Raw genomic sequence first — 23,502 nt, forward strand, 5'->3', positions numbered from 1 at the left:
GATTTACTTACTAACTCATTCATAAAACTATCAATTATAAAGATAGATATAACCGTAGGAAGTTGTTATGTTAAGTCGTCATCTTGAAGTTTCTCTACGTTTAGCAATGACGCTTGCGCGCCAAAAATCGCATGAGTATCTCACTGTTGAACATCTATTATTGGCGCTATTAGAAAACACCCATGCTGCTAATACATTGACTGCCTGTAACGCCAACGTCTCGGCGCTGCGTACCGAGCTTGAAGTGTATATCAATAAGCACACGCCAACGGTCGATGCAGATACCGAGCAGTCACCGCAGCCAACGCAAAGTTTTGATCGTATTTTGCAGCGTGCTATTTTTCACGTGCAATCGATTGGCGGGGGTCGTCTGGTCGAAGGTTCTGATATCTTGGTATCGATGTTTTCAGAGCATGATACTTATGCTGTTTACTTGCTTAAAAAGCAAGGCATTAGCCGTCTTGAACTGACTCAATATCTATCGCATGGTCAGGACAAAGATGAGCCTTCTGAGTCACGTGCTTCTGGTACTGGCGAGCGTCGTAGCGCGTCTGAAAAAACCAGCAAAGACCCTTTGGTTGAATTTGCGACCAACCTAAATCAGCGTGCTGCTGAAGGTAAAACTGATCCGTTAATTGGTCGCGCTTCTGAGATCGAACGTGCCGCTCAGGTATTGTGCCGCCGCCGTAAAAACAACCCATTGCTAGTAGGTGAGCCAGGTGTGGGTAAAACCTCTATCGCTGAAGGTCTAGCATGGCTTATCATCAATGATAAAGCACCAAAACCACTGAATGGTTGTGTGATTTATAGCCTTGATATTGGGGCGCTTATTGCTGGAACCAAATATCGCGGTGACTTTGAAAAACGTATGAAGTCCCTCCTTGATGCACTGAAGAATAAGCCAAATGCGATCTTGTTTATCGATGAGATCCATATGATTATTGGCGCAGGTTCATCCATGAGCAGCAATATGGATGTGTCTAATTTAATTAAGCCTGCACTTGCCAACGGTGAGTTACGTTGTATCGGATCTACAACTTTTACTGAATATCGTCAAGTGTTTGAAAAAGATCATGCATTGTCACGCCGTTTCCAAAAAATCGATGTGAAAGAACCGAGCGTAGACGATACCATTGATATCTTACGTGGTCTGAAGCCTCGCTATGAAGAGTTTCATAACGTTGAATACACGGATCAAGCGCTCATTACCGCAGTGCAATTGTCAGCCAAACACATCCACGAGCGTTTTTTACCGGACAAAGCCATCGATGTGATTGATGAAGCAGGCGCTTATAAGCGTTTGGGTGTCGTCGCTGATGTAGATGATATCGATGCTGAAGAAAGCTTTATTGCAGACATAGAGCATGATTTCGATGCACAGATTGATGCCGATCTCGAAGGTATCGGTAGCGATACAGATAATGAAATGCAGAATGAAGCCGCAACGGCAAAGGCACGCGATGGTAAAAAGTCAGCAGATGGTATCAAGGTATCTAAAGCCCAACGACCACCAATGAAAATTGATGTGGCTGATATCGAAGCTATTATTGCTAAATTGGCACGTATTCCGCCCAAATCAGTGTCTAGTGATGACAAGAGCATTCTTCAGCACTTAGATCGTGATCTTAAACACTTAGTGTTTGGTCAAGACGAAGCGATTGCAACGCTTGCGGATGCCATCAAACTGTCTCGTGCTGGTCTAAAATCACCAGATAAGCCGATTGGTTCATTTATGTTTGCAGGTCCGACAGGCGTGGGTAAAACAGAAGTATCACGTCAATTGGCCAATCTATTAGGTGTGGAGTTGGTACGCTTTGATATGTCAGAGTACATGGAAGCCCATACTGCCTCACGTCTGATCGGTGCACCTCCAGGCTATGTTGGTTATGACCAAGGTGGACTACTGACGGAAAAGATCAATCAACATCCGCATTGCGTGTTATTGCTTGATGAGATTGAAAAAGCGCATCCTGATGTCTTTAACTTGTTATTACAGGTTATGGATCATGGTACTTTGACTGACAACAATGGCCGTGTTGCTATCTTTAAGCAAGTCATCGTTATCATGACAACCAACGTCGGCGCAGATAGTATTAGCCGCTCGTCAATGGGCTTCACTCAGCAAGATCATAGCCGTGATAACACAGAGTCACTCAAGCGTGTGTTTACGCCAGAGTTCCGCAATCGTCTAGATGCTATCATCCAGTTCAACCCACTAGACAGCTCAGTGGTAGTATCGGTGGTCGATAAGTTCTTGGTTGAACTACAAGTGCAGCTAGATGACAAGCAAGTGACGCTAGAGATTGATGATGACGTGCGTGACTACTTGGCTGATAAAGGCTATGACCGTCTGATGGGCGCTCGTCCAATGCAGCGTTTGATTCAAGATGAAATCAAAAAGCCATTAGCCAGCATGATTCTGTTTGGTGATTTGGTCAATGGTGGGGTAGTCCATCTGACATTAGAACCTAAAGCAGATGAGGCGCAGGACAGTGATACAGTGAAGCTTGGTAAGTCTTCTGATAAGGGATCTTCTGACAGCCGTATTATCTTGACTGTCGTCGAAACGCATGAGCCACGCTCAGACTCTGAGTCAGTAGCTAGCTAAGTTATTTAATGTCAATGCAATAAGACGGCTACGGTATTATTACGGTAGCCGTTTTTTTATTGCTATAATTCATTAACAAAGCTCATAGCGTTTTTTGTTAGTATAAATGCTTAAAAAAAGCCAATATATCTATTCCATAACAAATATAAAAAGGATACACCATGGAGTTGTTTGACGAAAAGCCAACCAAAACCGCAGAGCAAAAGCAAGCCATCTTAGACAATGTTCGCTTGCCTGAAGACTGGAAAACAGCATTGGCAGATGAGTTAACGTCTGAAAACATGGACAGCTTGCGTGCATTTTTAAAAGAGGCGTATCAATCAGATGATAGTATCTATCCGCCAGCCCCATTGATGTTCAATGCGCTTAATCTGACGCCTCTATCACAGGTCAAAGTTGTCATTTTAGGACAAGATCCTTATCATCGCCCAGGACAGGCAATGGGACTATCATTTTCTGTGCCAAAAGCCATTCCGAAACCGCCTTCACTTAATAATGTGTTAAAAGAAATGGCAGATGATATCGGCATCAAACCGTCGGCACATGGCGATTTGACCTATTGGGCACAGCAAGGGGTTCTATTACTGAATAGTTATTTGACAGTGAAAGAGGGTGAGCCAAACAGTCATCAAAATCAAGGGTGGGAGCAGTTTACCGATGCAGTGATTGATGCGGTCAATGAACAGACAGAGCATACTGTATTTATACTGTGGGGCAGTAAAGCCCAAAAAAAGGGCAAATATATCGATACCGATAAGCATCTGATACTGACTGCTGTCCATCCTTCACCACTCGCTGCCAACCGCGGTGGATTTTTTGGTTCTAAGCCATTCTCTAAAACCAATGATTATTTGGCACAGTATGGTCAAGCACCAATTGACTGGCAATTGCCACAATAAATGCTGAATACTATGAACCATATCCATACGATGAATAACAAGTTACAACCCTATTTTTTAGCAAATATGTCGTCAGCATATGATGAGGCACAGCATAATCAGGCAGCTTATTTTCAATTCAAAAATCACACGTTTTGGTCACAACAAGACATGATATGGATGAAAACTGCACTGAGACTTGCCAAACAAGGCGCTGAGCGCGGAGAGGTACCAGTAGGTGCTATATTGGTACATGATGAGCAAATCATTGGACAGGGTTTCAATGAGCCTATCGGACGTCATGATGCCACGTCACATGCAGAGATAGTGGCAATAAGAGACGCCTGCAATCGTCTTAAGAACTATCGATTGCCGTTAGAGACAACGTTGTATGTCACGCTAGAGCCTTGCACGATGTGTATTGGCGCGCTGATACATGCTCGCGTGGATAGGCTTGTATACGCCGCTAGTGAACCACGAGCAGGTATGGTTGGCAGTCAACTGGATTTGTCCATACAGCCTTTTTATAATCACAGTATCCAAGTTCAGAAAGGGCTGTGTAGCGAACATAGCGGTCGAATGCTAAAGGCATTTTTCCGTGAGCGTAGACGCGCTGCAAAAAAGAACAAACAAGCTGCTATCGCTGACAAGATGAATCGACAAGATATCAGTCTTGGTGCTAGTGATAGCTAGGATTCTTTGCTATAATATTGCCCTGTTTGATACCTAACGTTTTAGCGTGTAATTAAGCACTTGAAATAGCAGTAAATATTGCTGCATGGCTATGAAATAACCAGTATATAAGCGCCACCTACTATTGAGCGAGTATTATGACAGTCCCTGTATCCGACAGTTCAATAACTGATAACGATGATAGCCAAAAGCCGTCAATTCGCTATCCTGTTATTTGTATCGATGGACCCAGTGGCGCAGGCAAAGGCACGGTAACTTGGCGCTTAGCACAAGCTTTAGGTTATCAGTTATTAGACTCGGGTGCGTTGTATCGTATCGTAGGACTTAAAGCATTCGAAGCGGGACTGATCACAGCGGATGCAAGTCAAGTTATTGATGAGATGGCCGTGTTGGACCTGACAAAAAGTCTAAAAATAGCTTTTGTACCGAACAATGAGTCAGGACGCGTGGACATTATTGTAAATGGTCAAACAGTTGGCGACCAGGTACGTAACGAGACGGTTGGTGGCTATGCATCACAGATAGCTGTATTCCCGAAAGTTCGTCAGGCATTGCTACATCTGCAACAAGATATGGCGACCTTTTCAGGATTGGTCGCTGATGGTCGTGATATGGGAACGGTTGTGTTTCCAGACGCGGATGTGAAAGTATTTTTGACCGCTAGTGCTAAAGCACGTGCAGAGCGCCGTGTGGCCCAGTTGATGCAAGCTGGCCAAACCGCAGATTTTGATGCGATTTTGACAACGATTAAAGCCCGTGATGATCGTGATGAGAACCGTAGCACCGCACCATCAAAACCGGCAGTAGATGCTCTATGGCTTGATAGCTCTACGCTAGATGCTGATGATGTTTATAAGCAAATCAGTCAACATTGTCAGGATAAAGGCATATTTTTTAATAACGAATAAAAACAACATATTAAGTACTAAAAATTTGAACATAAGCTTTGATTTTAGTATAGACTAGTACAGTTAATATTTGGTATTTCACAGAGCGTAAATAGCGCTTGAGTTAAGACAGTTGTTGTTAGTAAGTTTGATAAGTTATGTGCTTATTGACAACAAACGTTTTTATATATGATTGTATGGGATATAAAACCAGTATTCTCGTTTTATACAATCATAAATTTGATCCGTACTGTGCTGGACAGGATACGGCTATACAAAGGTAGACATAATGGAATCATTTGCTGAACTATTTGAAGCGAGCATCGAAGAAACAGGTCTTGATATCGAGCGTGGCTCGGTTATCACTGGTACTGTTGTGGCCATCGATAACGACTGGATCACTGTTGATACTGGTCTGAAATCTGAAGGTATTGTCGCTCGTGAAGAGTTTTTAAGCGAAGAAGGCGAACTTGAAGTTGAAGTTGGCGATAGCGTTGATGTCGTGGTTGAAGCAGTTGATAACGGCATGGGTCAAACCTTGCTGTCACGTGAAAAAGCTAAGCGTGTTGAAACTTGGAACTTCCTTGAGAAAATTGCTGACAACGATGAAATCGTAAAAGGTATCATTTCAAGCAAAGTTAAAGGTGGTTTCACTGTAGATATCGGTTCAGTACGCGCGTTCTTACCAGGTTCATTGGTAGATGTACGTCCTATCCGTGATACGACGCATCTTGAAGGCAAAGAGCTAGAATTCAAAGTCATCAAACTTGATCAAAAACGTAACAACGTTGTTGTTAGCCGTCGTGCAGTTATGGAAGCTGAAAATTCAGCTGAGCGCGAAGAGCTATTGAACAAGCTTGAAGAAGGCATCGAGATCGAAGGTATCGTTAAGAACCTTACTGATTACGGCGCATTCGTTGACCTAGGTGGTATCGATGGTCTATTGCACATCACTGACATGGCATGGCGCCGTATCAAGCACCCATCTGAAGTAGTTGAAGTTGGTCAAGATCTTAAAGTTAAAGTATTGAAGTTTGACCGTGAGCGCAATCGCGTTAGCCTAGGTCTAAAACAACTTGGTACTGATCCTTGGGATAACGTTGGCGGCACATACCCAGTGGGTAGCGTTGTTAAAGCACGCGTAACCAACTTGACTGATTATGGTTGTTTTGCTGAGATCTCTGAAGGTATCGAAGGTCTAGTACACGTGTCAGAGATGGATCATACCAACAAAAACATCCACCCATCTAAAGTAGTTCAAGTGGGCGATGAAGTTGAAGTGATGATTCTTGATATCGACGAAGAACGTCGTCGTATCAGCCTAGGTATCAAACAAACTCTTGCTAACCCATGGGATGAGTTTGATAAGAAACATGAGCGCGGTGATAAAATCACTGGTACGATCAAATCAATCACTGACTTCGGTATCTTTATCGGTCTAGACGGTGGTATTGATGGTCTTGTTCATCTGTCTGATATCTCTTGGAACGAAACTGGCGAAGACGCTATCCGTAACTACAACAAAGGCGACACCGTTGAAGCAATGGTATTGTCTGTAGATGCAGAAGCTAACCGTATCAGCCTAGGCGTGAAGCAGTTAAGCTCTGATCCATTCAACGAATACCTAGTCAACAATGACCGTGGTGCTATCGTTACTGGTAAAGTAAAAGAAGTAGATGCTAAAGGCGCTACTATTGAGCTTGCTGACGAAGTTGAAGCATACTTACGTGCCTCTGAGATCCAACGTGACCGCGTTGAAGATGCGACTAAGCATCTGACTGTTGGTGATGACGTTGAAGCTAAAATCATCAGTGTTGATCGCAAAACACGCAGCATCAACTTGTCTATCAAATCGAAAGACGAAGCTGAAGAGCGTCAAGCAATCAAAGAACTAAGCAGCACTAGTACTACTGCCGCTGCCGGTTCTGAAGCTCAACCAAAAACTATTGGTGACTTGATCAAAGAACAAATGCAGTAAGCATTAAGTTATTGATATACAAGTAATAAAAAAAAGCGACTTCGGTCGCTTTTTTTTATCATTAAATTTTGATAATGATATTAATCAGGGATGTTTTTGCCAAAATTGGCAAACTCTTATTCCTATTTACCCCAATATCCGCTATCATTTGCAACATTGAGTAACAAGATGTGAGTCACGGTGTATTAGCAGTTTTAGTGTAATGCTAATAAATACATAGTGTTGAAAATAGCCCTTGGTAATTGGCTGTTAAAATAGGGCTCTGATTCATTATCAGTTTATCCATCAATCTACAAGGCAAGTGTAATAATGCAGCAAACGATCAACAAATCCGAATTTATTAGTAATTTAAGTGCGAACTGTGACAGTATGGCCGATACGGTTGTCGATGATGCAGTGCGTGAAATATTGAATTTGATGACGCATACTTTAGCCAACGATGGCAGAGTTGAAGTTCGTGGGTTCGGCAGTTTTTGTCTACATCATCGCCGTGCTCGTCTGGGTCGTAATCCTAAGACAGGTGAAAGCGTACCAGTACCTGCCAAAGCCATTCCTCATTTTAAGCCAGGCAAAGCGTTGCGTGAAGCCGTCAATGATACTGTTGCCAATATTTAATATTATTGACAGTTAATGTCATTGCACGTGATGATCCTAATATTATGACTCCAAACTAAGGTAACTGTCTCATGCGCTTTTTACTATTTGTACTGCTATTTCTGAGCTTTGCTTATTCGCTGGGTCTAGTATTGGCAAACAATACCGAGGTTGGAGTTAATCTCATATTTTCGCAAGCACCTACGATGAATTTGGGGCTGCTGCTGATTTTATGTCTGATACTCGGTATCGTGATTGGTATTCTCATGGCGCTACTTATCTTTCGAGTATTACAGAATAAATGGGAAATCTCGCGTTTGCAAAAAGCGAATACGAATTTGCAAGAGCAGCTCACTCAGGCCAATACAGTCATCGATCGTCAGGCAAGTGCTCCGACCGTAGAAGAGGCTGTTTATGGTGCAACGGCTACCAACGTGCAAGACAGTACAGATACTCACTTAAATGAAGGCGGTACGCTGTCTAAGCGTAAGCGAGATTAGTAACCAGACGTCGTGATGTCTCTACGCTTATCCACGCTTGAAAATACGCGACTTCGTTCACTCTGATATAAATATGGCAAAACCATGAACAATACAATAAATTCTCCAGTCATCGTGGCTTTAGATAACATGACTTCGGACGCCTCTTTAGCACTAGCTGACCAATTAGACCCAAAAACATGCCGATTAAAAGTGGGTAAAGAGCTTTTTACACGCTGTGGCCCCGATATAGTCAAGGCGCTACATCAGCGTAACTTTGACGTGTTTTTAGACTTGAAATTTCATGATATTCCCAATACTACCGCACAAGCGGTATTAGCGGCGGCTGAGCTTGGTGTGTGGATGGTGAATGTCCACGCAAGTGCTGGTTTAGAGGCGATGTCTTTAGCAAAGCAGCGTTTGCTAGATAATGATTTTGATACGTTATTGATTGCTGTCACGGTATTGACCTCGATGGACACTCAGGCGTTGATGCAGACAGGAATCACTGACAGTTTGGATGCCCAAGTCAGTCGATTGGCGCAGTTGAGCAAGCAAGCGGGTTTGGATGGCGTGGTATGCTCGGCTCAGGAAGCAAAGGCACTCAAAGCCCTTTGTGGTCAAGATTTTAAACTGGTGACGCCTGGCATTAGATTGGCAGACGATAGAGCTGATGATCAGAAGCGAATCTGTACACCAAGTCAAGCGCTAACGGATGGCTCCGACTATCTGGTTATTGGTCGTTCTATTACTCAGGCCATAGATCCTGCTGCCAAACTAAAGACTATACTTCAAAGTATACAATGAGTTATGAGCTCGAGGCATAGACAGTAAAAAGACAGCTTATATGGCTGTCTTTTTACTGTCTGGCAGTAGATAAAAAGGTGCTACACTATTTAAATTTATGCTGTTGCCACGATAAAAACATAATTGGCTCTAATGGGATACGCTTAGCTTGCCAGATAAAAGCAGTACAGATGCTTGTTTTTATCAAAATTTCAGTAATGACATGATTGAACGGTACGAGATAATATGAAATTACAGATACTCAGTGACCTACACATTGATAGCTATGCACGTCAGTTGCATCCTATTGGACATATTCCTAAAACGGATGCAGATGTGGTCCTAGTGGCGGGTGATACGGCAAATAGTGATAAAGGTATGCCATGGCTACAAGAGCAATCAGCACGCTTGCAAGTGCCAGTGATTACGGTTGCAGGCAACCACGAGTATTTTGATGAAGATGTATTGAGTTTTGATCAAAAGTTGAAAACATGGGACAACTATAACGCTGCGTCTAATCAAGGCGTTCGCGTATTACAGTGTCAGCATATTGATATCGGTGACGTTCGCATTTTGGGCTGTACGCTTTGGACAGATTATCAATATCACGCCAATGAAGACACGATGGCTGCTGCTCGACAGTTTATGCGTGATTATAAGCAAATTTATGCCGGTAACGAGCTATTTTCACCTGAGGTTTCTATGCAGATCCATGCAACGCATCGTAAGTGGCTACAGCAAGCATTGATAACCGCCAAAGAGTTGGGCAAAAAGACCATAGTAATGAGCCATCATAGTATCAGTGCACTCTCTGTGTCTGAAAAGTACGCCAATCTACCAAGTAATGCCGCTTTCGTCAGTGATTTGTCTAAATGGATGCATGAGGACTGGGCGCCTACATTATGGGTACATGGGCACACACATGAGGCATTTGATTACCGTATTGGTCATACTCGGGTCATTGTCAATCCTCGGGCATATCCCAATGAGGTGAGTAGTACAGCATTGGATTTTGCGTGGGATAGAGTCGTAGATATTGGCTAGTACGCACTTTTATGCGTATAAAGCGGTTTATTTACTACAGGTGGAGGAATATTTCTCTTTCACAATCACAAATACGCACTGCTTATGCCACGATCGAAAAATAAAATTCGCCTCAATTCGCTTAATAAGAATCTGATTTTCAAATCAGAAACAGTATTCACAATATATATTGCAACTGGATTTGTATAGTATTCATTCCTGACAAAAAATCTGCTACGCTTGCAGTATGAGTAAATATCTTAGCAATATCCCGCCCCAAAGCGCCATTGACAAGCTTGGCAGTCACACGCCAAGCGCGCCTGCGCCCTCACACCTGCCAGATAGTATGATTCCATCAGTCAGTTTATTGCCAGAAAATAAACGTCTGATTTTATTTACGAGACACTCTTTACGTGAGCGCTCTGATGGCAACGGTTTTGCCAGTTATCAGTTACCACTGACCCCTAAAGGCCGAATACTGGCAAAGTCTTGGGGGCGTTGGTTGGCAGGTCATCTTCCATACTCACTCGATGTCGATAGCATTTCAAGCCCAATTGGACGCTGTCTTGATACGGCCTATCTGATGCAGGAAGGGGCAGGGCTACGACGAGACATTACACATCAATCACTACTGGTTGAGCCTGGTAGCCTCGTCACCGAGCCTGAAATTGCCAATCCAGTGTTTAAAGAGATTGGCGTATTGAACTTTATCAATCGTTTTTTGCAAGGCAATCTTGAAGGCACCAAAAATGCCTATCAAGGTGGCCTCGATATTCTGTCACTTTTTTATCAAAATCAGCCGCAGTCAGGTCATTTAATGCTCGCGGTTAGTCACGATACCTTACTCTCTGCATTTTTGGCGGTGATGTTTGATGTGGTTGAAATTGACTGGAATGACTGGCCAAAGATGATGGAGGGTGTGTTCTTGTGGTTTGATGACAAGCCATTTGCGCAGAGCAGTGCACATTTTATCTGGCGCGGTAAGGTCTATACCCGCCCGATCAGCTCTCTCTTAGAGGACTACCAAGCTGCAGGTCATCACCCAAGCAAGTTGCTACTGCCGCCAAAGGTGAAATGGGACTGATTTCTAAGGCGTTTTATGATTATTATGCCTGCGTCTGACCCACTCTTTTCAACAACGTAAAATGATTCTGTCTTCTAGCCTTCTGTTCGGTTTTTTCCATAAGCAAACTGAGAACGATCTCCTACGCTGCGACCCTGTTGCCATAATTGCATGCCGTGTGATAGCTGATGGCTCTCCCATGCTTGTAAGGCATTAGGAACGTTATGATTATGGTCAACGAGTGCTTCGACCAGTGACATAGCATTTGCTGCCGCTTTTGCCGTACCCGCTGCTGTATGAGGCCGAGGAATAAAAGCGGCATCTCCTATCAGGGCTATGCTATCGAAAACCATCTGAGGCACTGCCAAGTCCAAAATGGACTGTACAAAAGGCTCTTTAGTTGCGGTGATTAGTTTTTTAAATGGCTCAGCGAGGACGCGTTCTGCGTAGTCTCGCATGGCTTGCTCTACAGTAGAAGACATCATTCCTGGTGGAACAGAGTGTTTTCTATGTTTACCGTTTTTATCAGTAAGTATATGGGCAAGTTCCGTCTTTTCATCGTAATTAACGTACCAAACCCAGTTGAATCGGCGTTTTCCTGAAACCAGCGACTCATTTTCGCCGGGAATGACGTAGGCCAAAATATGTGAGTTTGGAAAATCATAAAATACAAACCGTTCAGTAAATATTTCGGCCGCTTCTGGTGATAATTTAGCTTCTTCTATCAAACCTCTGTAGGCTACGTAACCTGCATATTGAGGCTGATACGTAGGGAGAAGCTGCTGGCGCACGGTTGAATTGGGTCCGTCAGCGCCAATCAACAAGTCTACAGCTTCACAAGCACCATCGGTGAAAGTAGCGGTGACTTTGGCACCTTTTGATTCTACTTGTACTAATACTTTTCCTTGATGATAATGCTCATCTGGAAAGTGTCTTCGCATCGAGCGATAAAGGATGTTCCAAGAGGTAAGCGTCTGACGCATGGCCATTCTTTCAATTTGGCCATTTTTTTGCAGGTAATAGCGTTCAAGGGCATCGACGCCCAGTTTGTCTGTCGCAATACCTGCTCTTTTTAGCGCCATTACGACATCAGGTTGTAAAACAATACCGCCACCTCTACTGTCTAAATCATGAGTAGAGCGCTCGTAAATATCTACTTGCCAGCCAATAGAGCGTAGTAGCGTGCCTGAAAAAAGCCCAGCTAACGAACCACCGATCACGATTGCGCGCTTATTCATTGATTCCACTGAGCATCTTCCAATTATTGACATACCAATAATATAGCATAAAAAAACCTTGCCCCAGTATTAGAACCAGTAGCAAGGTTTTAGTCATCACGCTGTCAAAGCGAGATGCGGTCTAAACGCGACCAATCTTAAGCTTGTAGGCCTTTGATTGTTTTGTTTAGGCGGCTCTTACGACGAGCAGCTTTATTCTTATGAATAATACCTTTGTCAGCCATACGATCAATAACTGGTACCGCTTTTTTGTAAGCTTCGGTAGCCGCGTCATAATCTTTAGCTGCGATAGCCGCATCAACACGTTTTAAGTAAGTACGAACCATAGAGCGTTGTGACGCAGAGTTCTGACGACGTTTGGTGTTTTGACGGGCGCGTTTACGAGCTTGTGCAGTATTAGCCACGCGTATCTCCTTGATAAAGACAGATAAAAGTATGAATGTTGATTGCAATAATGGGTTTAACAGTCATCGGTGACGAGCAGCCTCTCGTCAAACATGATGTCGATGTCTGATATTAAAGTATCTAATACGAATAGATCATCGCAAGCGCCAGAACTGTTTGGAATAATTAAACAGCGTTGACGTGTAAAGCCGGTTATCTTATCAAATTATTGAGCTAAGGACAATATATTTGATGATTAATGCCTGAAGAAGTTGTTTAGGGTCTGTTTAATATGCAAACATGGTGCTGGCAGTGACTATTTTTTAGACAATATGCAGTGAAATCTTTGATGCCTAGTCATTCTAGGTTAAATAATTTCGCCATATATTGGCAAAAACATGTAGTGGCAAAAAAGAGTACTTCCCTGAAAGGCTGATGCTAAAATCACCCCAAACGTTGTTGAAAACCTAGCCAAGGTCTCGATATTATCGTCAGTTTTTGCCTAGTTTGGTACAATTTTATCGATCAGCAGCCCTAATGTTTGAATATCAAACAGGCCCTAACAGAATAAAAGTACAGTTTGGGTAAGTTTACGAACCGTTCTCACATTCATGATAGTGGTAAACTGATAAAATCTCTTACAATAAATCTTACATAATCCGGTCGGTTGCCTGGGAATTTAGGTATGATACGGTAGCGATAGACCTTGATATAGGTATTTTTTCATCAATATAGATCATCTAACGTCATATAAATGGATAGGGTATGCAGCGAAAAGCAATTGTGATTGGCGCAACAGGACTGGTAGGGCAGCACTTGGTAAAACAGCTGAGTGAGCTCTATGATACATTGATTGTGATCGCTCGGCGTCCGCCACGCTATATCAATGCCAGCATGCGTTTTTATCAGGTCAATGACTTCGATAATCTCTCAGAAGTGTTTGCAAGTGTGGGCGCGGATCGAACGACAGATGCTTTTAGCTGTCTTGGGACCACCAAAAAACAAGCGGGTAGCGATGAGACTTTTCGAAAAATAGACCATGATTATAATGTGAACTTTGCCAAGCTCTGCCGCGATAAAGGCGTAGAGAACTTTTTCTTGCTCTCTTCTATGAATGCTGACATCGACAGTCGCTTTTTGTACAATCGGGTCAAGGCTGAGACTGAGCAGTCTATTATGTCATTGAGCTTTGGAAAGCTGGTGGTTTTTAGACCATCATTGTTGTTAGGTAAGCATAAGGGTCGCCCGCTTGAAAGCCTCGGCCAAAAAGCATTTAAGCTGATATCGCCTTTGGTCTCAGAGTCACTGTCGTTGCATCCCATTTCTGCTAAACGTGTTGCCAGTGCCATGGCTATGAGCGCCCATGAGATTTATCATCGGAGCAAATATCGTACGGAACCCCAAGCCATACATACCAATGTCATTGAAAATAAGCAGATGCTAGCGATGACTCGCGTCAAAAAATAAAGAATGACGTCCCAGGAGTTTTCATTAGCGTAGGTTTTTTATCAACAGGCGACTTTTACTAATCAGCAGCGTAGCTAACCAAATCACTAACAACAAGGAGTAAAACCAATGCCAGAATCGATAAAGATGGATAGAAACACTTTTGTGACGTGTGATTTGTTAGATACAAATCCTGAGTCGCAGGTATGTTTGCCAAATATTGAAGGCAAGTCGTTTCGTCAGTTTGGTGCAAAAAATAAATTTTGCGGTGAAATTGTGACGGTCAAATGTTTCGAAGACAATAGCCGTGTTAAGTCATTGCTGAATAGTGATGGTAAAGATAAAGACGGCAATGGCAAGGTGTTGGTTGTGGATGGTGGCGGCTCTATGCGCTGTGCATTGCTAGGCGACATGATTGCAGAATCAGCAATCGATAATGGTTGGGCGGGCGTGGTTATATATGGTTGTGTCCGTGATGTTGATGACTTAGCACAGATGGGTATCGGCGTCATGGCGCTAGGCTGTATCCCGCGTAAGTCAAATCGACGTGATGAAGGGCAAACAGATATCGAAATCAGTTTTGGTGACCTAACCTTAAACTCTGGTATGTTTGTTTACGCAGACAATAACGGTATTATCGCGAGTGTCAGCCCGCTCATCTAAACTTGGTTTTATGGGTACGAATAGAAAGCCTCAGCTTACCAGTTGGGGTTTTTTTGTGCGGCTATAACGGTCAGCGCTTAATGGTTTCACGTAGAGCGTGTTGCCTCTTTTATGATAAATGAGCTTGCAGGTGACAAACCGTTACGGCATAAGTTTTGGTAATTGCTGAAATATTCGTATAATAGCTTTCTGACTTTTAACTTTGATCCGACTCTCTATGCCTATCACTGCTTTAACTGACGCCTTTGACCCTATTAATCAGCAACTGTTTCCTATCAAAAACGCCGAGCGGCGTTGGCTGGCACCTGTGCACGGTGCGGTCAGTAGCTTGTGGCTGGCAAGCTTGGTTCAGGCATCTAGATGGGATATTGCCGATCGACTAAAGGTGGTGGTGGCACGTGACCAAAACCAGCTCAATCAGATAGAGACAGAGTTGGCGTTTTGCGGGGTCGATGCTTATGTGTTCCCTGACTGGGAGACATTGACCTATGATGAGCTGTCTCCGCATCAGGATATCGTCAGTGAGCGTATTAATCTGCTGACAGATATGCCAAGCTCAGGTGTCCTGCTCATCTCAATACAAGCGCTGATGCACCGCGTGGCGCCGCCAAGCTGGTTAATTGGTCAGCATTTTGATCTGAGTGTGGGTGACCTGTTCGATATCAGCACTCAGCGTGGGTTACTAGCAAAAGCAGGCTACCGAGCAGTTGACAATGTCTTTGAACCAGGTGAGTTTGCGGTACGTGGTAGCATCATTGATATTTTTGCCATGGGTCAGCCATTTCCGCTGCGCTTAGATCTGTTCGATGATGAGATCGAGACGATTCGTTTTTTTCATCCACAAACACAGCGTACGTTAACCAACGATGATCTCAAAGCACTGATGTCTGGTAACGACACCAGTATGGCAAAAGAGTCATTATCGCTACTGCATAAACTGCCCGATATCTCAAAACCGATTGAACAATTTCAAATATTACCCGCAAAGGAGTTTCCGCTCGATGAAGGGCGCGAAACCTTTCGCATGAATTTTGCCGCGATGTTTCCGAATGCCAGTAGCCGTAAATTTGAATTACACAAAGACGTAATGGCAGGCATAGCCAGTAGCGGGCTTGAATACTATCAGCCGTTATTTTTTAATCTAAAAGACTGGGAGTCCGAGAGTAGTTTATTTTCCTACTTGCCTAGTGATGCGCTATTTATCACTGATGAATTGATCAATGAAAAGCAGGCTGAATATTGGTCACAGATCCAGCGTCGCTACGAAGAGCGTCGTCATGACATAGACAAACCCATTGTGGCACCTGAATTGCTGTACCTACTGTCCAATGCACTGAATGAACAGCTAAACCAGTATCCACGAGTGATACTGAGTGCGCGTGATGAGCTTGCGATAGATAAGCAGCAGGGTTCGGTCGCACTGAGTGCACAAGAACCACCGCAATTGGCAGTGAATCATCAAAAATCTGAACCGCTAACTGAATTGTTAGAGTTTCTAGAGATACAAGCGCAAACGGCCACGCCTGTCCTGATTGTGGCTGAAACGGCAGGACGTCGCGAGATTCTGATTGAGCTGTTTAAAGGTAAGATTGATATTACCGCTTATGACAGCTTTGAGGCGTTTCTATTAGCAGATAAAACGAGCGCAACTCATACCAATCATTTGCCAAAAGTAGGTCTGACGGTAGCACCTATCGAGCGCGGCGTTTATGTGCCTGAGCGTTTGGTATTGATTAGTGAGACACAGCTATTCGGTCGTCAAGTACTGCAAACGCGCCGTCGCCGTCAAAGCGGGGTGTCAGAAGAGTTTTTGGTCAAAAGTGTTACTGAGATAACAGATGGTAGTCCGGTCGTCCATATTGAGCATGGCATTGGTCGTTATAATGGTCTGATTACGCTGGATGTCGGTGATGGTGAGCAAGAGTTTATTCATCTAAAGTATTCTGACGATGCCAGTATCTATGTACCAGTGGCCAATTTACAGATGATCAGTCGCTATAGTGGCGGTGACCCAGCGTTAGCACCACTGCACAAAATTGGTAGCGGTAAATGGGACAGAGCCAAACAAAAAGCCCTCGAGCAGATTCATGATGTGGCAGCAGAACTGCTAAATATGCAAGCAAGACGTGAGGCCAAAGTAGGCATTCATTTTAAAATAGACCTTTCTCAATACGAGCTGTTTTCTAGTCAGTTTGCTTTTGAAGAAACCCCCGATCAGGCCCATGCCATCCATGCAGTGATGGAGGACATGAGACAAAACCAACCCATGGATCGTCTCATCTGCGGCGATGTCGGCTTTGGTAAGACTGAAGTGGCCATGCGAGCGGCTTTTATTGCGGTTAGTGCTGGTTATCAGGTGGCTGTACTAGTGCCGACGACGCTGCTAGCAGGTCAGCACGAAGACAATTTCCGTGATCGTTTTGCTGATTGGCCAGTACGTATCGAAAGTCTGTCGCGCTTTGGTGGCAAAAAACACCAGGAAACAGTCTTGGCTGATTTGGCTGCTGGTAAAGTAGATATCGTGATTGGCACTCATAAACTGCTGCAACCCGATGTGAAATTCTCAAATTTAGGGCTGATGATCGTCGATGAAGAACATCGCTTTGGCGTGCGTCATAAGGAGCGTATCAAAGCCATTCAGACGGATGTGGATAGCATGTCTATGACGGCGACCCCCATCCCCAGAACGCTGAATATGGCGCTCTCAGGTATGCGTGATATGTCAATCATTGCTACGCCGCCTGCACGTCGTCTTGCCATCAAAACTTTTGTGATGCAAAAAACAGAAGCCCTGATGAAAGAGGCTATCTTGCGTGAGTTATTGCGCGGCGGGCAGGTCTATCTATTGCATAATGATGTTGCGAGTATCGAGCGTATGGCAGAGACTATTCGTGAGCTTGTACCTGAGGCGCGAGTAGGGGTGGCGCACGGGCAAATGCAAGAGCGTCAACTCGAACAAGTCATGCAGCAGTTTTATCATAAAAAATTCAACGTGCTCATCTGTTCTACTATCATCGAGACAGGTATTGATGTGCCCAATGCCAATACGATCATTATTGAGCGTGCGGATAAGTTCGGTCTGGCGCAGCTGCATCAGCTACGTGGCCGAGTCGGACGTAGTCATCATCAGGCCTATTGCTATCTGTTAGTGCCTTCTATCAAAGGGCTTAAAGGAGATGCCAAACGCCGGTTACATGCGATTGAGCGTGCCAATACGTTGGGCGCAGGGTTTATGCTGGCGAGTGAGGATTTAGAGATTCGCGGTGCAGGCGAAATATTAGGCAAGCAGCAAAGTGGTAATATGCAGGCCATTGGCTTTAGCTTATACATGGATATGCTTGAGCGGGCGACTAAGGCCATCAAAGCGGGCAAAGAGCCTGATTTGAACACACCGCTATCGTTGACCAGTGAAATCAATCTACACAGCTCTGCACTCATACCAGAAGAGTACTTACATGACGTACATCAGCGTTTATTGTTTTATAAGCGCATTAGTAATACGGATGACAAAGAAGCGTTGACTGACATTCGTACGGAAATGATAGACCGTTTTGGTACACTGCCAGATCAAACCAAACAGCTCTTTGCGATTCATGGATTGCGCTTGCAGGCAGAGCCATTAAAGATCAATAAAATTGATGCCAATGGCAGTAGTATGACGCTTGAGTTTGCACCAGATACACCGGTCGACGCCTTGGCCATTATTAAGCTGATACAGTCGAATGGGCAGCATTATCGTATGAATGGCGCATCTGGTATTCGTTATCAAAATGCTGATAAACTGGCAACGCCGCAAAAGCGAGTGACTGTTATCCAAGAGCTGCTGCGCTATTTTAGCGAGCATAGGGTGACGGAGTCCGCTTAATCTATTAAACACTGAGTGTCGAGCAAAGAAGGGCATTAGATAAGTGACGTTTATCATGCCAGTGAGGCAAGTTGTCATACAATCTGTCATGGCGCTATTTTATCAACCAGATAACTGATAAAATAGCCAAACTGCGTTTTACCCTTTTATATTTTATGTGCTTTTATTTGAATTAAACAACAAGAGAACCGTCATTATGTTCCAACTTCATCATAAACTTGCTGCTGATAGTTTTTTAGTAGGGGACTTCCCACTGTCTACTTGTCGTTTAATCAATGACTGCCAATTTCCTTGGTTAATATTAGTGCCGCGCGTATCAGGTATCAAAGAGCTGTATGAGTTATCTGAAGCCGATCAAACACAGTTTTTACGTGAGTCAAGTTGGCTATCGAGTCAGCTGGCCAAAACTTTTCAAGCAGATAAAATGAATGTAGCAGCCCTTGGTAATCAAGTGCCCCAGCTTCATTTTCATCATATCGTCCGCTATCAGAATGATATGCAATGGCCTAACCCAGTGTGGGGTGTTCCTGCTATCCCTTATACTAAAGAGGTGCTAGCACAGATGCAGCAAACACTAATGATGGCGCTACGTGGTCATCATCAAATGCCTTTTGATTGGCAAATGTAGTCAGACAGTAAGAACGAGGCTTTTAGGTTTTGGTCTCATAATATGAGAGATGGCCAATTTTCGTAAGCCGATACTCATATATAGCTGCTGCGTATAGAACAGATAAGAGAAGCCAGATACCGTAGGGTATCTGGTTTTTTTATTAGGTTTTACTTGAGGTAAAGCTAATAGTGACTTATTAAGCCATAACATTGGACAAAGGGCGTTTTTTTGAGCACCAGTGGTCTAGGTTTCATCTGTTTTAAAAAGTATAATATATTATTAGATATATCTTATAATGATTTGTCATAAGCGAAAATCATGTAGCTATGTTACTCTCAAGTACTATCATCTCATCGATAGTCTATCTAGTTTAAGTGAATACTCCCTATGCCCTTACCAGAGACATTAAAGCTAAAAATGTTGTCAAAGGGTAATGGTATCTGCCAATTCGACTATCCAGAAGTTTTCGTTTTAATACTCACCGTTATATTACTCACGTTTCATTATGGGTTTCGACCGACATCGATGGCATTATCGATTATCATTATTCTACCCAGTTTAATGATTTTTATTTATAACTATCGACGCAAAACCAGTTTTTGGACGTCCAATATTGTCATTATTTTACTGGCAGTAGTGATTGGTGCGATACAGTTCTGCATGGTTATATCACTCAGTCTAGCGTCTTTAATCGCTATGCGAATCATCCTAAACAAGCCTGAAAACCATTTAAGACTATTTACTGTCGCTTTAGTGACCGCTATTGTCTTCTATTATGTCAGTAATATTTTGGATGCTGGTGGTATGGATTGCAATGACAGCTGGTTGCCAACTGTTATATTGCTGGCAAGCATGGCGGTTATTCTCTGTCAATTTCGACGAACTCATAAAAAGCACACTGACTATAAAGAAAGTGCTTATCAGGCAGGCGGGCGTTTGAGTACGATGGTTTCAGTCATCAATAAACTGACTCGTTTTGTACCACCCCAGGTTTGGGAACCTATTGTCAGAGCGGATATGCCAGTTACTGTCTCTAATAAGCGTGCAAAGCTAACCATTATGTTCTCGGATATCGTGGGCTTTACGGAACTATCTGACAGCCTGAGTGCGGATAATTTGGCGGATATCTTAAACACTTATATGCACTGTATGACCATGATTGCTGACAAACATGGCGCAGTTCTGGATAAATTCATTGGGGATGGCATGGTGTGTTTCTTTGGCGAACCTGATAGCCGCGGTTCGCGTCAAGATGCACTAGATTGTGTGGCGATGGCGATAGACATGCGCCGCGAAATGCGCACACTGCGTCAAAAGTGGCGACTAATGGGCTTTGAGGGTTTGTATATACGTATCGGTATTACGACTGGCTACTGCCATGTGGGTAATTTCGGTAGTAACAATCGACTTAGTTATACACTGATTGGTAAAGAGGCTAATTTGGCTTCTAGGCTCCAATCATGCGGTGGCAAAGATGAGATTTTGATCAATGAAAGCACTTATGATTATGTTTGTCATAACTATGAATGTCAGTACATTGCAGCACTTGAGTTGAAGGGCTTTGATGATAAGGTCAACGCATGGCAAGTGTTAGACCCTGATAGCCATGGAGGCTACCTCTCTAAATGGGTAGATCATACATTACCTGGATTTAACCTACATCTAAATTTCAAAGATATGAAAGATGAGGATTATCAAGATATCAGGTCACGCCTAAATGTTGCGCTTGAACGGGTTGAGAAAGAGGAAGAAAAAGTGGCTGCAAGCATCGCAGCAGAGAGCAAACGTCATAAAACTGGCCAGAGATAACCGTTCAGCGGATAATGATGGCAAGTATGGCCGTGGTTGTCATGACTGACAGCTCGAATGACGACATAAAAAACGACCCGTTATTAATATCTAATAACGGGTCGTTTTTTTGTACACAAGTGAAGCGTGCTAAGTGTATTTAGTGATTTTCTTTTGCATGATTGAGTGTGTATTTAGGCACTTCAATAATCAAATCTTCATCATCGAGCATTACCTGACATGATAGGCGTGAGTCAGGTTCTAATCCCCAAGCGCGATCAAGCAAATCTGCTTCGATGTCATCCATTTCATCTAGACTATTAAAGCCTTTGCGTACCACCACGTGACAAGTGGTACATGCTTTTGACATCTCACAGGCATGCTCGATTTTGATGCCTTTTTCTAATAATGCTTTACACAAGTTTTCGCCAGCTTTTAGCTCAACTTCTGCACCCTCAGGGCAAATTTCGTGATGGGGTAATACGGTAACCTTTGGCATAAATTATCTGTCCAATGCTAATCAATTTAATATAAAAAACGTCAACTTAGTACGGTAACTAAGCTGTCATTTGGAGCGTATTTGCTACCAATCTTGGGCGCTTGTGCCTGCCATACTGGCTTTAACGCTTTGATTCATAATACGAGCCGCAAAGGCGTCGCTATGTGGTTTAAGCTGTGCCTGTTGAGCTTCGATCACGGTTAGGTCATCAGTGCCAAGGGCAGTCGATAATGTTTGAATGTGCTCAGCCAAAGTACTTTGTTCTTCAGCAGACAATAATGTGGCAAATTCGTTCAATGCAGATTGCAGAGCCAGTACTTCACGCTCCGCTTCCACTTTGGTTTCGATCAGTGAACGCGCGTTTTTGTCTTCTTCTGCGTATTTAAAGCCTGCTATTAGCAGTTGCTCTTTTTGCTCATCTGATAGTCCATAAGAAGGAACAATCTCAATTTTGCTTTCTGTTTTGGTGGTCGTTTCCTGCGCGCTAACCGTCAGCTGGCCATTGGCATCAATACTGAAAGTGACTTCGATACGAGCAAACCCAGCCTTCATAGAAGGAATGCCATACAATTCAAAGCGTCCAAGCGAGCGGCAGTTATCGACAGTTTCACGTTCGCCCTGAACAACATGGATGACCATGCCAGTTTGACCATCTTGATAAGTTGTAAACACCTGACGTTTTTTGACAGGGATAGGCGTGTTGCGTGGTATGAGCACTTCGACTAGGCCACCCATTGTCTCAAGTCCTAACGATAGGGGGGTCACATCCAATAAGAGCAAATTATTGTTGCTATCGCCATTGACCAGTTGGTGCGCTGTCTGGGCCGCGCCCAAGGCAACGACTTCATCTGGATTGAGGCGACAAAGCGGCTGTTTGGCAAAGAAATCAGTCACAACTTGCTGTATCGCAGGCATACGTGTCGAGCCACCAACCAAAATAACTTCATCCAAATCTGCAGCAGATAGCTTGGCATCACGCAGTACTTGTTCGCACACGCTTAAGGTGCGGCGACTGACTGGCTCGACGATCGTCATGATGTCTTCACGGCGTAATATACCTTGATAAGACTGGTCGTTAACGGTGATGTCGATATCGACTTGTTCGGCATCCGTCAATGCTTGCTTGTAAGCTTTGGCTTGTTGCGCCAGTATCGACTTATCATGGCGACTGACGTCTTTTGGGTCAATATTCAGTTGTTTAATAAACCAATTGGTAATAAGACGATCGATATCATCGCCACCTAGGGCGCTATTGCCACCAGTTGCTAAGACTTCAAAAACGCCATCGTTCAATTTTAAGATAGAGACGTCAAACGTGCCGCCACCCAAATCATAGATTAGATAATAGCTTTCTTTATCACTATGCTCGTGATGCTGATCAAGTCCGTAAGCGACTGCCGCTGCAGTAGGTTCGTTTAATAAACGAAGTACATTTATGCCCGCCGCTTGTGCTGCGTCTTTCGTCGCTTGGCGCTGCGCTTCATCAAAATAAGCTGGTACAGTAATGACTGCGCCCTCGATACTGTCTGCGGGCAATGCACTCGCTGCACGTTGTTCAAGCGCCGCTAATATACGGGCAGACACCTCAACAGGAGAAACTTCGCCTTGAGCAGTCACAAATGCTGGCATAGCATCTTCATTGCCAGACAACTCATAAGGATGCGAGAATTTGATATCAGCTTGGCTACGACCCATAAAACGTTTGGCCGAGACGATCGTATTTTTTGGATCATCCGCTAAGTGAGCCAATGCATCATAACCGACTAAAGGATTGCCAGTCGCTGGATAATAGACCACAGAAGGCAATAGGGTATCTGTTGCAGCCCCGGCCTCTAAAACTTGCGCTTTACCCGAACGTACGACAGCGACTAACGAGCGTGTCGTGCCAAGGTCGATGCCAAGACCAAAACGATGTTGGTGAGGTTGGGCGCTTTGATTGGGTTCGGCAATTTGCATTAAAGACATAAGACAACTCAGAGATAAAGTAAATAAGAGAAACGGAGCAAATACAGTATGGGTA

At 43.8% G+C, this 23,502-nt stretch carries 19 protein-coding genes; 15 read left to right on the top strand and 4 right to left on the bottom strand.

Annotated features, from left to right (window positions below; all coding sequences use genetic code 11):
- Positions 1-67: 67 nt before the first annotated feature.
- The 10 genes from clpA to I6E86_RS03680 all read left to right on the top strand — a co-directional run bounded on the left by clpA (position 68) and on the right by I6E86_RS03680 (position 11,010).
- Complete coding sequence (gene clpA, locus I6E86_RS03635) at positions 68-2,608, top strand: ATP-dependent Clp protease ATP-binding subunit ClpA (protein ID WP_197175398.1); 2,541 nt, start codon at positions 68-70, stop codon at positions 2,606-2,608.
- A gap of 161 nt (positions 2,609-2,769) precedes the next feature.
- The gene (locus I6E86_RS03640) at positions 2,770-3,507 is read left to right on the top strand and encodes a uracil-DNA glycosylase (RefSeq protein ID WP_197175400.1); all 738 of its coding nucleotides are present in this window, start codon (positions 2,770-2,772) and stop codon (positions 3,505-3,507) included.
- A 66-nt stretch (positions 3,508-3,573) separates the two neighbouring features.
- Positions 3,574-4,179, top strand: a complete 606-nt coding sequence (gene tadA / locus I6E86_RS03645; protein WP_413786985.1) for a tRNA adenosine(34) deaminase TadA — start codon at positions 3,574-3,576, stop codon at positions 4,177-4,179.
- A gap of 137 nt (positions 4,180-4,316) precedes the next feature.
- Positions 4,317-5,087: a (d)CMP kinase gene (gene cmk / locus I6E86_RS03650; RefSeq protein WP_197175402.1), complete on the top strand. Its 771-nt coding sequence runs from the start codon at positions 4,317-4,319 to the stop codon at positions 5,085-5,087.
- Positions 5,088-5,355: 268 nt separating this feature from the next.
- Positions 5,356-7,044, top strand: a complete 1,689-nt coding sequence (gene rpsA, locus I6E86_RS03655) for a 30S ribosomal protein S1 (RefSeq protein WP_194362916.1) — start codon at positions 5,356-5,358, stop codon at positions 7,042-7,044.
- Between the two features lie 309 nt (positions 7,045-7,353).
- Entirely contained in the window at positions 7,354-7,659 is a 306-nt protein-coding gene (locus tag I6E86_RS03660; RefSeq protein WP_194362917.1) for an integration host factor subunit beta, read from the top strand.
- Between the two features lie 71 nt (positions 7,660-7,730).
- Positions 7,731-8,138, top strand: coding sequence for a lipopolysaccharide assembly protein LapA domain-containing protein (locus I6E86_RS03665; RefSeq protein ID WP_197175404.1), 408 nt, complete (start codon positions 7,731-7,733; stop codon positions 8,136-8,138).
- A gap of 84 nt (positions 8,139-8,222) precedes the next feature.
- Complete coding sequence (gene pyrF, locus I6E86_RS03670; protein ID WP_197175406.1) at positions 8,223-8,924, top strand: orotidine-5'-phosphate decarboxylase; 702 nt, start codon at positions 8,223-8,225, stop codon at positions 8,922-8,924.
- A 225-nt stretch (positions 8,925-9,149) separates the two neighbouring features.
- Entirely contained in the window at positions 9,150-9,947 is a 798-nt protein-coding gene (locus I6E86_RS03675; RefSeq protein ID WP_197175408.1) for a metallophosphoesterase, read from the top strand.
- A 226-nt stretch (positions 9,948-10,173) separates the two neighbouring features.
- Positions 10,174-11,010, top strand: a complete 837-nt coding sequence (locus I6E86_RS03680) for a histidine phosphatase family protein (RefSeq protein ID WP_197175410.1) — start codon at positions 10,174-10,176, stop codon at positions 11,008-11,010.
- A 74-nt stretch (positions 11,011-11,084) separates the two neighbouring features.
- Here the strand turns inward: I6E86_RS03680 and I6E86_RS03685 are convergent, their stop codons facing one another.
- Together I6E86_RS03685 and rpsT are read right to left on the bottom strand one after the other, a co-directional pair.
- Positions 11,085-12,227, bottom strand: a complete 1,143-nt coding sequence (locus I6E86_RS03685) for an FAD binding domain-containing protein (protein WP_197175412.1) — start codon at positions 12,225-12,227, stop codon at positions 11,085-11,087.
- A gap of 137 nt (positions 12,228-12,364) precedes the next feature.
- Entirely contained in the window at positions 12,365-12,631 is a 267-nt protein-coding gene (gene rpsT / locus I6E86_RS03690; protein WP_194362923.1) for a 30S ribosomal protein S20, read from the bottom strand.
- A 745-nt stretch (positions 12,632-13,376) separates the two neighbouring features.
- On the opposite strand from rpsT, the gene I6E86_RS03695 reads away from it, so the two are divergent.
- The 5 genes from I6E86_RS03695 to I6E86_RS03715 all read left to right on the top strand — a co-directional run bounded on the left by I6E86_RS03695 (position 13,377) and on the right by I6E86_RS03715 (position 21,004).
- The gene (locus I6E86_RS03695) at positions 13,377-14,078 is read left to right on the top strand and encodes an NAD-dependent epimerase/dehydratase family protein (RefSeq protein ID WP_197175414.1); all 702 of its coding nucleotides are present in this window, start codon (positions 13,377-13,379) and stop codon (positions 14,076-14,078) included.
- Positions 14,079-14,186: 108 nt separating this feature from the next.
- The gene (gene rraA, locus I6E86_RS03700; protein ID WP_197175416.1) at positions 14,187-14,720 is read left to right on the top strand and encodes a ribonuclease E activity regulator RraA; all 534 of its coding nucleotides are present in this window, start codon (positions 14,187-14,189) and stop codon (positions 14,718-14,720) included.
- Between the two features lie 217 nt (positions 14,721-14,937).
- Positions 14,938-18,585 carry a transcription-repair coupling factor gene (mfd, locus tag I6E86_RS03705; RefSeq protein ID WP_197175418.1) on the top strand — a complete coding sequence of 1,216 codons (3,648 nt, stop codon included), beginning with the start codon at positions 14,938-14,940 and terminating at the stop codon, positions 18,583-18,585.
- 196 nt (positions 18,586-18,781) lie between these two features.
- Complete coding sequence (locus tag I6E86_RS03710) at positions 18,782-19,213, top strand: HIT domain-containing protein (protein ID WP_045445060.1); 432 nt, start codon at positions 18,782-18,784, stop codon at positions 19,211-19,213.
- A gap of 507 nt (positions 19,214-19,720) precedes the next feature.
- Entirely contained in the window at positions 19,721-21,004 is a 1,284-nt protein-coding gene (locus I6E86_RS03715; protein ID WP_227680524.1) for an adenylate/guanylate cyclase domain-containing protein, read from the top strand.
- A 139-nt stretch (positions 21,005-21,143) separates the two neighbouring features.
- On the opposite strand, the gene fdx is transcribed toward I6E86_RS03715, so the two are convergent.
- Both fdx and hscA read right to left on the bottom strand, forming a co-directional pair.
- On the bottom strand, positions 21,144-21,482 hold the full coding sequence (gene fdx, locus I6E86_RS03720) for an ISC system 2Fe-2S type ferredoxin (protein WP_194362928.1): 339 nt from the start codon (positions 21,480-21,482) through the stop codon (positions 21,144-21,146).
- 84 nt (positions 21,483-21,566) lie between these two features.
- A complete protein-coding gene (gene hscA / locus I6E86_RS03725; protein ID WP_197175421.1) occupies positions 21,567-23,447 on the bottom strand; it encodes a Fe-S protein assembly chaperone HscA in 1,881 nt (626 codons plus the stop codon).
- Positions 23,448-23,502 lie beyond the last annotated feature (55 nt).

This window comes from Psychrobacter sp. SWN149 (assembly GCF_015864565.1).
Taxonomy (GTDB): Bacteria; Pseudomonadota; Gammaproteobacteria; order Pseudomonadales; family Moraxellaceae; genus Psychrobacter.